The 11,812-nt window shown below is 46.0% G+C and carries 10 protein-coding genes and 1 riboswitch; of the genes, 2 read left to right on the forward strand and 8 right to left on the reverse strand.

Annotated elements, in window-relative coordinates; translation table 11 throughout:
* Nucleotides 1-6: 6 nt before the first annotated feature.
* The 3 genes from nagA to metK form a co-directional block, all read right to left on the reverse strand.
* Nucleotides 7-1,143: an N-acetylglucosamine-6-phosphate deacetylase gene (gene nagA, locus I2D94_RS05000; RefSeq protein WP_072684880.1), complete on the reverse strand. Its 1,137-nt coding sequence runs from the start codon at nucleotides 1,141-1,143 to the stop codon at nucleotides 7-9.
* A gap of 442 nt (nucleotides 1,144-1,585) precedes the next feature.
* Entirely contained in the window at nucleotides 1,586-3,607 is a 2,022-nt protein-coding gene (locus I2D94_RS05005) for a YgiQ family radical SAM protein (RefSeq protein WP_195395825.1), read from the reverse strand.
* A 152-nt stretch (nucleotides 3,608-3,759) separates the two neighbouring features.
* The gene (metK, locus tag I2D94_RS05010) at nucleotides 3,760-4,860 is read right to left on the reverse strand and encodes a methionine adenosyltransferase (protein ID WP_195395826.1); all 1,101 of its coding nucleotides are present in this window, start codon (nucleotides 4,858-4,860) and stop codon (nucleotides 3,760-3,762) included.
* A gap of 89 nt (nucleotides 4,861-4,949) precedes the next feature.
* A riboswitch (SAM riboswitch) is annotated at nucleotides 4,950-5,038 on the reverse strand.
* 205 nt (nucleotides 5,039-5,243) lie between these two features.
* Here metK and I2D94_RS05015 point away from each other — a divergent pair.
* Nucleotides 5,244-6,077, forward strand: coding sequence for a Cof-type HAD-IIB family hydrolase (locus I2D94_RS05015; RefSeq protein ID WP_195395827.1), 834 nt, complete (start codon nucleotides 5,244-5,246; stop codon nucleotides 6,075-6,077).
* 306 nt (nucleotides 6,078-6,383) lie between these two features.
* Here I2D94_RS05015 and recQ read toward each other — a convergent pair whose 3' ends face one another.
* From recQ to I2D94_RS18200, 5 genes are all read right to left on the reverse strand, one after another.
* On the reverse strand, nucleotides 6,384-8,246 hold the full coding sequence (gene recQ / locus I2D94_RS05020) for a DNA helicase RecQ (RefSeq protein ID WP_195395828.1): 1,863 nt from the start codon (nucleotides 8,244-8,246) through the stop codon (nucleotides 6,384-6,386).
* 750 nt (nucleotides 8,247-8,996) lie between these two features.
* Entirely contained in the window at nucleotides 8,997-9,434 is a 438-nt protein-coding gene (locus I2D94_RS05025; RefSeq protein WP_195395829.1) for an SIMPL domain-containing protein, read from the reverse strand.
* A gap of 115 nt (nucleotides 9,435-9,549) precedes the next feature.
* A complete protein-coding gene (locus I2D94_RS05030) occupies nucleotides 9,550-9,864 on the reverse strand; it encodes a hypothetical protein (RefSeq protein ID WP_229056762.1) in 315 nt (104 codons plus the stop codon).
* A gap of 345 nt (nucleotides 9,865-10,209) precedes the next feature.
* Complete coding sequence (locus tag I2D94_RS05035; protein ID WP_195395830.1) at nucleotides 10,210-10,515, reverse strand: molecular chaperone; 306 nt, start codon at nucleotides 10,513-10,515, stop codon at nucleotides 10,210-10,212.
* Nucleotides 10,499-10,669, reverse strand: coding sequence for a hypothetical protein (locus tag I2D94_RS18200; protein ID WP_229056763.1), 171 nt, complete (start codon nucleotides 10,667-10,669; stop codon nucleotides 10,499-10,501). The genes I2D94_RS05035 and I2D94_RS18200 overlap by 17 nt, the downstream gene beginning before the upstream one ends.
* Nucleotides 10,670-11,090: 421 nt before the next feature.
* Between I2D94_RS18200 and I2D94_RS18205 the strand changes: the two genes are divergently transcribed.
* On the forward strand, nucleotides 11,091-11,558 hold the full coding sequence (locus tag I2D94_RS18205) for a helix-turn-helix domain-containing protein (RefSeq protein ID WP_229056764.1): 468 nt from the start codon (nucleotides 11,091-11,093) through the stop codon (nucleotides 11,556-11,558).
* Nucleotides 11,559-11,812 lie beyond the last annotated feature (254 nt).

Raw genomic sequence — 11,812 nt, forward strand, 5'->3', positions numbered from 1 at the left:
AGGTTTTTACAGCATTTCTTTTCCGAGGCAGTATGTCTGAACCACGTCGTAATCGCGGTTGAGAACAACCAGATCGGCGTCGTAGCCCGCCATGATTTTACCCTTGCGGTCGTCCATTTTCAACAGACGGGCCGGGTTGAGGGAAACCATGTTGACGGCCCAGTCAAACGGCAGCAGCGCCTTTTCAACCAGGTTCTGCAGACCGCGGTTAAACTTCAAAGTGCCGCCGGCCAGCGTGTCGGTGCCATGCAGATAAGCGGAGCCGTTTTCACGGATATCAATCTGATTGCCGCCCAGTTCATAGTAGCCTGGTTCGCAGCCTTTTGCGCACAGCGCGTCGTCGATCATGACGGCATAGTCGCGGCCCTTTGCGGTAACGTAAGCATTGACCGCCGCCCAGTTGACATGGTTGCCGTCGCAGATGATTTCGCCATAGGTGTCGCGGCAGCGCATCGCGGCGCCGACCAGATTCGGTGTGCGGTGATGCAGACCATTCATCCCGTTAAAGACATGCGTCATGGAATTTGCGCCGTTGGCAATGCCCATCAGCGCGTCTTCATAGGTTGCGCCGGAGTGACCGATGGATACGCAGACGCCATGGCTGGAGGCGTAGCGTGTTAAAGCCCAGTCCGGATCCTTTTCCGTTGCCAGTGTGATAACCTTGATCATGCCCTTGGCGGCTTCCTGATACTTCTTGAACTGCTCAACATCCGGCGTAACGATAAACTGTTCCGGCTGCGCGCCTTTGTTTTTCGCGTTGAGGTATGGGCCTTCGAAATGAATGCCGAGGATTTCCGCACCTTCGTAGCCTTCGTCAACGACTTCTGTGACGTTGATCAGCGCTTTGGTCAGCACCTCTTCACTCTGCGTGACTGTGGTCGGCAAAAAACCGGTGATGCCTTCCTTCGGCAGTCCGGCAGCCCAGGTCCGCAGACCTTCATGATTAGCGTCATTCGTATCAAAACCCAGACCTCCGTGGCAATGAATATCAATCATGCCCGGCAGGATCCGATCCTCGCCGTAATCCTTATCGACCGGCTTGGTTCCATACGGGTAAATTCCTGTGATCTTCGCGTCTATGATCTCCAGCTGCGCTTCAATGAACGTACTGGAAACCCAAACCTGCTTACTTTGAATAATCATCTTTTAGTCCTCCCTTGATGTTCTTATTATATCCCCTTTGAAAATTGAATTCAACAATAGCACACTGTAAAAATGGCTTTTTTATTCATTGATCAATCAATAATTTGTGATAATAATTTCAGCAATGAAAGCGGTTTTGTTTTGCCAGGAAAAATACCGGGAAACAGGCGGCAAATCGCGGATGAGTCGCCGCTGAATTCCCGCTTTTCAAATTCAGTTTTTGATTTGCAGCTCAGAGTACAGGAGGGATCTGCGGCAGTCTGAATGTCCGGCATGCGATTGGATGAATCGTTTCAACCACGATCTTGCGATGCAGTGGATAAACAAAAAATCGACGGCAGCTGTTTCTGAGAAGACCCGAAGGCAAGCCTCAAGAAAACGCCGCGGGGTGATTGCGGCGTTTTTACTTGCTTTATTTAATTTCTGTTTGTCTGGATATGGATTATCCCCGGCGTTTGCCTTGAGATGAAATCGAGCTTTTGGACGTTTTCCCACGCTGATCAAAACGCTTGTCTGAGGCGGCCTGCTTTTTTCCATCAGCAGCGGCTTTCTCACGCCCCTTTGCCGGCTTTTGCGAGCGGCTTCCAGACCTGGAGTTCCCACTGTTTCTTCCCGACCGCTTGCTTTCTTCCTTTGCGCCCCGTCCCGTTTTCTGCCGACTGCCTGCCTCCTGTTTTCCCCAGGGAACAGGCGGAATCAAACAGTCGCGGCCATAACCGATCAGATCGGTCCGGCCGGCGCGGGTCAGCGCTTCATGCACAAGCTTATAATTCCGCGGGGCGTTGAATTGTATTAATGCCCGCTGCAGCTGCTTCTCATGCGGATCCCGGGCGACATAGACCGGTTTCATCGTCATCGGATCCAGCCCTGTCCAATACATCGTCGTGGAGATCGTCGCCGGCGTCGGATAGAAATCCTGCACCTGCTGCGGAATGTGATTGATCGACTTGAGATAACAGGCCAGCTCGATCGCGTCGTTCAGATCACAGCCGGGATGCGAGCTCATCAGGTAAGGAACGAGGAATTGATTCATTCCATATTCCTTGTTCAGCGCCAGATACTTCTCTCTGAATTTTTCATACAGGGCGTGGTTGCATTTGCCCATCGTATCCAGCACCTTATCGCTGACATGTTCAGGCGCTACCTTCAGCTGACCGGAGATGTGATACTGCACCAGCTCGCGGAAAAAGGTATCGTCTTGATCGTACATCAGATAATCGTATCGCACGCCCGAGCGCACAAACACCTTTTTCACGCCCGGCAATACCCGCAGATCGCGCAGGATGCTGAGATAATCGCGATGAGAAACCTCAAGATTTTTGCATGGCTTGGGATGCAGGCATTCCTTGCCCGGACAGGTTCCGCGCTTCAGTTGATCCTGACAGGAAGGATGGTAGAAATTAGCGGTCGGGCCGCCGACGTCATGGATGTAACCTTTGAAATCCGGATCCTGGATTATCTTTTTCGCTTCCTCCAGAATCGACTGCTTGCTTCGTGAAGAAATCACCCGGCCTTGATGATTGGTCAGCGCGCAGAAAGCGCAGCTGCCGAAACAGCCGCGGTTGGCGATGATCGAAAAGCGGACTTCATCAATCGCCGGGATGTGATGATACATCGGATGAAAGGTTCGCTTATAGGGGAGTGAATAGGTAAAATCCATCTGCTGCTGCGTCAGAGGCAGCGCCGGGGTATTGGCGACGACATACCAGCCTTGATACGGCTCGACCAGCACCGTGGCATTGAGGGCGTCGATGTTGAGATGCTGGATACGGAAGCTCTCGGCATATTTGCGCTTATCCTGCGACACTTCTTCAAAGGAAGGCAGCAGCTTATGCTCAAACAGATGATCGATCGTCTTGCATTTGTAGACGGAGCCTTTAATCCAGATGATGTCCTGAATTGGCAGGCCGCCGTCCAGTGCTTCCGCCAGCTCGATGATCGAATTCTCGCCCATGCCGTACAATACGAGATCGGCGCCGGAATCTAAAAGGATCGACCGCCGGACTTGATCATCCCAATAGTCATAATGGGCTAACCGCCGCAGCGATGCCTCAATCCCGCCCAGAATCACCGGCGTCTTGGGATAGAGTTGTTTGATTTTCTGGGAATACACGATCGTCGCGCGGTCCGGGCGTTTGCCCATCTCGCCGTTATCCGTGTAATTATCTTTATCACGGCGGCGTTTGGAAACCGAATAATGATTGACCATCGAGTCGATGTTGCCGGAGGACACCAGAAAGCCCAGCCGCGGCTCGCCGAATTCCATAAAGGGTTTGTCATGCGTCCAGTCGGGCTGCGGGATCATGCAGACCTTATAGCCGTAGGCTTCCAGCATGCGCGTGATGATCGCCGGGCCGAAGGACGGATGATCAACATAGGCGTCACCGCTGACATAGATGAAATCGGGCTGGGTCCAGCCGCGTTGTTCCATTTCTTCACGGGTTACAGGTAAAAAATCAGTCATTGTCTTCCTCCTTGGCGGGTTGTTCCGCGTTGCTTTGCCGCCTCACAGTCCAGTCTGAACTCCATTTGAATTTCTTTCAAACGACTTGTTCATTTTAATTGTACTTGAATTTTGTCGTTTTGTCTTCCTCGGAGACGAAGAAAAAGCGCCGATCAGCGCTTTAACTCAATTAACTTTTCCCAGGCGCAGTCGCTGCGGCCAAAGTGACCGTAAGCGGAATAGCGGCTGTAAATCGGCTTTTTCAGATCTAACTGGCGAAGGATGCTGGAGACGCGGAAATCGAAATTCTTATGGATAATTTCCAGAATTTCCTCGTCGCTGACCTTGCCGGTACCAAAGGTTTCGACATAGATCGAAATCGGTTCGCTCTTACCGATAGCGTAAGAGACTTCAATTTCCAACCGATCCGCCAGACCGGCCGCCACCAGGTTCTTGGCGACGAAACGGCTGTAATAGGCCGCGCTGCGGTCAACCTTGCTCGGGTCCTTGGAGCTGAAGCAGCCGCCGCCGATCCGTCCCATGCCGCCATAGGTATCGACGACGATCTTACGGCCGGTTGTGCCGCTGTCGCCGAATGGTCCGCCGACGACGAAGGATCCGCTTGGATTTACGAGGATCTTCGTGTCCTTGTCGATCAGGTTGGCGTCGATCACCGGCTTGATGACCTCATTGATGATCTTGGCCCGGATTTCTTCCTGGGTCGCTTCAGCGATATGCTGCGTGGAAACGACGATGGTGTCAAGCCGGACTGGTTTGTTATCATCATATTCCACGGTGACCTGAGTTTTGCCATCGGGTTTCAGGATGGAGTGGGCTTCCTGCTTGCGGACTTGTTCCAGCCGTTCCGCCAGCCGGTGAGCCAGCGCAATCGGCATCGGCATATAGTTTTCTGTTTCGTTGCAGGCGTAACCGAACATAATTCCCTGATCGCCCGCGCCCATATCAGCTTCATCATGCATGACCGCTTCATAGATTTCCGCCGACTGCTTCGACACCTTGGTCAAGACTTCAAATTCTTCTGTGTAGCCGATTTCGCGGATTTTGTCCTTCGCAATTTTCTCAAACGGCAGATCGGCGCTGGTGTTCGCTTCGCCATAGATAAAAATCAGATTGTCTTTGATCGTCGTTTCCACCGCCATCTTGCTGGCAGGATCCTGACGAAGTGCTTCGTCCAGAATCGCGTCGGAAATGGCGTCGCAGATTTTGTCCGGGTGTCCGCTGGTGACGGATTCGCTGGTAAAAAATTTTTTCATAGATTATCCTCCTTGTCTTTTTTATCAAGGCAGATATGACGCATAAGAAAAGCCTTCAGAAAGAAGGCTTCATGATTCATCGTCCTGCTTTCTTATCGTTGCCAGCATTACCACCTTGCTTTCAAGCAGGTTGGTATGAGTTCGTCGAGCTGACTCTCTCCCTCATTCTTGATAAAAAGACCAGGAATAGTAAACCATACCTGGTGGTAAAAAGCAAGGATTTCTCTACATAATCCGCAAATTCCAGACATTTCCGGCTTTCTGACTGAGCTTGATTTGAATTTTGCGAAGCTTGCCACCCATTTGTATTTTCAGGCTTGTATTCCTTCGGCGGCTTTGGTATCATAGTTAGAAAATATTCTGAAAGAGGAGGATTTTTGTTTATGAGTTCAATTCGCCTGATCGCCACCGACCTGGATTTCACCTTACTGAACGAACATTTTGTCTTAACCGAAACCACAAAGGAAATTCTCAGCCGGATTTTGGACAGCGGCGTGGAATTTGTGCCATGCAGTTCCCGGCCCTTAGGGGAGATTCCGCAATGGCTGCGGGATCAGAAAAAAATCCGCTGGATCGTCACGGCCAACGGAGGCTTGATCGTGGATAATCATACGGGAGAAACCTTGGTTTCCAATACGCTGCCTGCGGCCAGAGCCAAAGCGTTGTTGACAAAGGCGGAACCGATGAATCCACATTGGAGTTGTTTGATTGAAGGCCGGCTTCACAGTCATCTGGCGATTCTGGACGACCGGAAGGCGTTGAAGATCGACGGTTCTTATTTGGAAAATATTTTGAAAAACCGGATTTGGGAATCGGGGAAGGATTTCTTGGATGCCCTGCCAGACGCGCAGATCGCGAAGATTCATTTTATTACCAGCCGCGATTATCCGGAAAAGAAGCAGGCGTTGATCAATCTGTTATCAGATGAAGAGGGAATTGAACTCACATCTTCGCATCCGTCAAACCTGGAAATTCTGCATCCGCAGGCGAATAAAGGCGAAGCGTTGAAATGGGTCATGCGGCAACTGAACTGCACGCCGGAGGAAACGGCGGCATTTGGTGATAACGCCAACGACCTGCCGATGTTGAACGTCGCCGGACACAGCGTCGCTGTCGCCAACGCGACGGAGGAAGTGCTGGCAATGGCGCGGCATCATGCGTTATCGCATAAAGAAGACGGGGCTGCGCGGATGATGGAGCAGCTGGTGTTTCAGTAGGGAGTAAAGAAGAAGATTTTTCAAAGTATGCCCATCACGGTTTATCCTTGTCTGTCAGAATACATGAATAGAAATTAAAATCAAATATAAGAGGCCGGCTGGCAGAGACTATCTCACTCTGCTTTACCGGCCTTTTTCTTATCCTTTTATAATTAAAACATTTACCCGGCTGATTCTTATTCAATCATTCAAATTACAATGGCTATAACATCATTTCTCGTCAAATTTAATCTTTTATGGGAACTCCTTGCTTTCCATTCATCTCACAATACTTATTTTTCTTCTTTTAACTCAAATATCGTAAACTTAAACATTATCTTGAATTGAAGTTTTATCCTCTTGATGCGTCTTTTTAAAGTCCACAATGACCGCTAAGAATCGTTGTCCATATTTTTGTAGTTTATTAACACCGACACCTGCGATATCCAACATCGCCTCTTCATCAAGCGGCAATTTAATACACATTTCAATCAGGGTCTTATCATTAAAAATGATATAAGGTGGTAATCCTTCCTCCCTCGCAATATCTGTCCGAAGTTTACGCAAAGCATCAAATAAAACATAGCCGGCGGAAGTAAGCTTGTCTGTATTTCTTTGCTTACTCTTTAATTTTCCAGCTTCCTGTGTTTTTTCTTCAGTGACTTTTAAAATCACATGGGTATTCTCATCTTGCAGCATCGTGATATCGCCTAGTTTCAAAACTCCATATTGGTCTTCTGACTGAATCAAATATCCCTGATTAATGAGTTCATAGATGAGCTCTCGGATCTGTGACTCAGAGTATTTCTTTAATGCTCCATAGGTTTTGTAACGATTCGTGCCTACCTCTTTAAGTCTTGCACGATTTGCACCGATTAAAGTTCCCAATACAATTGTTAATCCGTACCGGCCTCTTGTTTCTGCAACGCAATTGATAACCTGTTTCGCTTCTTCAGTCATATCAATTTTTTTATAGTCTTTCATACAATTGCCGCAGTTATCGCAAGGTTTTATTACTTTTTCCCCAAAATAATCTAAAATGGTATTTCTTAGACAACCATTGGTTCTGCAATAATTCTCCATAATTTTAAGACGCCTGGCATCCCGTTGTTTTATAATCTCAATTTCCTCAGAAGAAAGATCTGAAAAATCTTTATTTTCCAGCAGGAACTTGTTGATCATGATATCTTGGGCAGAAAATAATAGGATGCATTGTGACGTCTCACCATCCCGGCCTGCACGACCTGCTTCTTGGTAATAACTTTCCATGCTTTGAGGCATATTATAATGGATTACATACCGGACGTTCGACTTATCAATGCCCATCCCAAAAGCATTCGTTGCCACAATGACCGGAATTCGATCATAGATAAAATCATCCTGATTTTGCTTTCTTTCTTCTTTGTCTAATCCGGCGTGATAGCGGGTGACAGAAACACCTTGTTTGGAAAGCAACATAAAAAGGTTATCTACGTTTTTGCGAGTCGCGCAATAGATAATTCCGCTTTCTTTTGCATGTTTCTCAACATACTCTATAACAAAATGGTCTTTATCTTTTCTTTTTTCTACACTATAAAATAAGTTTTTCCGATCGAATCCAGTCACGACCACCTCCGGTTCAATCAGATTTAAAACACAGAGTATATCTACTTTTACTTCTTGCGTTGCGGTTGCCGTAAATGCACTGACAATCGGACGTTTTGGCAAACTTTTGACAAATTCGATAATTTTCAAATAACTTGGTCTAAAATCCTGACCCCATTGAGAAATACAGTGAGCTTCATCAACGGTAATCATGGAAATATCAGCTTGACGGGCAAAATGAATAAAATCGTGACTTTCTAATCGTTCCGGAGCGACATAGATAATCTTATAGACTCCTTTTTCAGCAAGCAGTAAGGCTTTAGTAATTTGAGCTTCACTCAGGGATGAATTAATAAAAGCTGCACGAATTCCCGCTTCATTCAGGGCCTTGACCTGATCCATCATCAGCGATATCAGCGGTGAAATTACCAGCGTAATCCCAGGCAACATCACAGCAGGAATTTGATAGCAGATTGATTTTCCTGCCCCTGTCGGCATGATTGCCAATGCATCGCACCCAGCAAGAATTGCATTAATGATCTTCTCCTGACCTTCTCGGAAAGAATCATAACCAAAATATTTTTTCAGGTTCTGTCTTGCGTCCATCAGACGTCTCCTCAAATCTAGTTAAATAAACCTATACCAATGATACCACAGATATTTAATAACCTGTCTAGGTATTTTATTTCTTTAAACCTATATAAAATGTTCTATAATAATCTAATTATTTAACGTCACTGCCTGAGTTTAATTCATAAGAGATTCATTCTTTCAAATAGAATTCGTCAAATCTTATGAAATAGCAACATCCATATCAACCTAATACAAAATCCTACAAATAAGCTTAGGAAAGAAAATGTTGACAAAGATCTTTTCATTAAGAAACTGTTCAACGATTGGAAGATGGTAATATCCTGTATTATCGAGAATAATACGGTCATCGTCCGACCTTGGCTGTAAAAAATTCCCTCAGCGTCTTGATTGGATTGACTTTGGCCACACCTGTACGAATTTTCTCATTGTGGATTCAATCCCTGAAGTATAATCCTAGGAGATACAAACACCTTGATCTTAAGCCTGGTTTCAACTTTGGCATATTCTCGCAAGTCTTATGGCTGTTCTTTATTACGATAAAGCTTTTGTTTATTAAAAGAGACATGCTACTCAATTTCCCAGATATAATTCGCAGTGTCTTTGACATGAATAGAATCCGGTTCCATCTTCATATACTTTGTTTTTGGAGAAGAATCATACGAATACTTCTGCATAAAATCAATATTTGTCTCTGAATAGATGTTAAATTCTTTCCAGTCATAATCAATCATTAGCAACTGTCCCAATTTCACACCTGAAGCTTCACATAGTAGCACCGCTTTGTGTTTCGCATTCATCGTTCAATGCAGCTGTATCCTTTATTGTAAAGGCAATGTTTAGCTCAGGACATGCCAAACACTTTGCAAGTGTAGACAAAACTTGTGCTAATTTGTCCAAATCTAAGTCAAATGATAATTTTAGCTGATGTTTGCATACAAATTCACTGAATACCCATATGATATTTCCTCTAATATCCTTGCGACGCTCTTGATTTGCCTGTATGTCAAAATCCGAGGTTTTTAAAGAATCTTTTTCAAAACCGATCGCTTCCAGAGCATTATTCAATCGGGATAATTGTTCAGTCGCTTGTTCCATTACTTTGTCATACAACTTACTCTTGGCTTCTAATTTCATAGTAATTTCAATATAGTCTGGTTTGACCGTTACCTTGCTTACGCCTTTAACAGTAATTGTTCTCATTGCTCATTCCTCCTCTTTATCAATCGTTTGTATAATGTTCTTTTCACTACTTGTTGATTCAAAAATTTTCAAAGTCACGATTTTTATATTACACGTTCTGGTGATAAAACTTTTCTCAGAAGATCATCCACAGTGCGGTTGCGCTCAATGTGCCGGATTTTTCATTCCGGGCATGCTGGGCATTAACATGGTCGACATAGTGATCATAGTAGTACATCCGTTCAATTTCTTCAAAGCTAAAATCCGGCTGCTCAGGGTTTTCCCGAAATTCGTGGGTGGTAAAGCCCCGGTAGCAGTCCCAGTACACATTTTGTCTGGCACGCTCAGCGTCAATGTGTTCGCTGTTTTCTAAATCGAACCGGCGGTCATTGTGCCGGGAATTGTAAGTGCAATGCTTACCGGATTGACAATTGTGTCTTGTTAATTTCAAACATTTTTCCTCCTTCCTGCAAAAATGTTCCGAGCTGGAGAGGACGGCAAAGCCGCCAGACCTGCGAAGTGTTGCGTCAGGTAATACCCTGTACAAGTTGACGCAGGCATCAGCTTTCTCTGGGCAAGGCGTTTCACCCTTGACCCCAACAGGGTGTTGCACACCTGTACCCGGCACCTGAAAAACCGGCCTCTACCTCTGATAATATGGTGTCTTCCAGTTTTCCGGCTCCGTATTCATACATCTACATCAATCCGCAGAAACTGGATACGGAATACACCTGCGGAAATTGCCGTTCAAAACATAGGGTGCAGACCTGATGTTTTTTCGTAAATCGCCCTCAATTTAAGCAATTTTTTCTTCTGTTTGTATGACCTGAAAGCCATGTTCTTTTGCGTACTCCCTTGTAGCCGCCAGCCGTTCTTCGCTGTACGGGGGCACCAGCCGAATCGAAAGACGAGACTTGTCCAGTACATAAGTCACACTACCTTCCGGCGTGCTACGCTCTAAGCGACACAGCGGGGGATACTTCCGACTAAAAACCTCCAGTCTGCGTTTCAAGTTGGCATTAAAGGTGTAGATACTGGCAATCGTCACGCCCTCATTCCAGTTGATGATTGTTTCTTTTTCAAATTTAGACAGCTTCCTCAAATAGTTTCTCCTCATAATCATTGTTTGCTTTCAGCGCACTCAGACTGCGTCTGATCCGGCAGTATTCGTCCATCTCCATACGCAGATGGTGATAAAAAGCTTCATACCACATTTCATCTGTCTCTGTCTCAATTTTACGAGCAAGATGAAGCATCCTTTCGCCTCCGGGTCAACAGTCGATGCTGTCAGCCCTTTCAGCCTTGTCACTGTGTTGTGAGGGCTGGGGCAGGCATAAGCGTAAAGAATTTTCTTTACCTTCATATTCAGTTTCATAATGATCTACTTCCATTCATTTGGTGCGGTATGTCCCGCATCAATTATTTTTCTGTCTGACGGTCTGTCTGCAAAATATTCCTGCCAGGATTTTTCCCAGCGTATTGTCCTCTTTTATGCGCTCTTATCATGGCGGCACTTCCCCGGAAGTCATCTTCCTTGCAGCCGATCATTAATTTTTCAAGGTTTTATGTCTCTTGACAAGAACCAGTTTACCGAAAAAAGAGAGCTGCTCCCGTATGTCCAAGACGCAGGAAAAACACATGATACCGCATATTTCCACGCTCTCGGAAATGTGCTATATGGAAAACAAAAACCGTTGGCAAGAAGGTGCTTTGATAAACACAAAACTGTCGATCCCGGAACGGCTTAAAGACCTGCGAGTGGTGGATAAGCACCTAATGCTGGAACAGCTGGCAGAACAGACCGGCCCGTCTAAGTCTGCACTAGGGAAATATGAGAGCGATGACTACAAAGACATCAGCCCATTTGCGATTGCGACACTGGCAAAGTTTTACGGAGTGTCCACTGATTATCTGATGGGCATGTCGGAAAATAAAAATCACCCAAATACAGAGCTTCAAGCTCTGCATCTGAGAGACGCTATGGTAGAACTTTTAAGCAACGAAAAGATCAACAACCGCCTGCTTTGTGAACTAACGACTCATCCGAATTTTTTGCGGCAGATGGTTGATATGGAAATCTATATTGACCGGATCGCTGATATGCGGGTGAACCAAATGAATCTGATTCTGGAAGCTACCCGGTAGACCATTCTTAAAGAACATTCTCCAGTGGAGAATTACCTTTATATCCGAACACTGGAACAGGACAGATTCAGGAAAACGACTTTTTCAATCATATTCTGCATGATGATCTGGACATCATTGTCCGTGATCTGCGGAAAAAACACATAAAGGATAAAATAACAGCTGATCCACAGCCTACATTGGGCGATGTGAAAGGAAAATTTGAGCAGGCCATGCAAAAAGGCAGCAACGAAGAAATCGTGATACACGAATTT

Source organism: Holdemania sp. 1001302B_160321_E10 (genome assembly GCF_015552275.1).
Taxonomy (GTDB): Bacteria; Bacillota_I; Bacilli_A; order Erysipelotrichales; family Erysipelotrichaceae; genus Holdemania.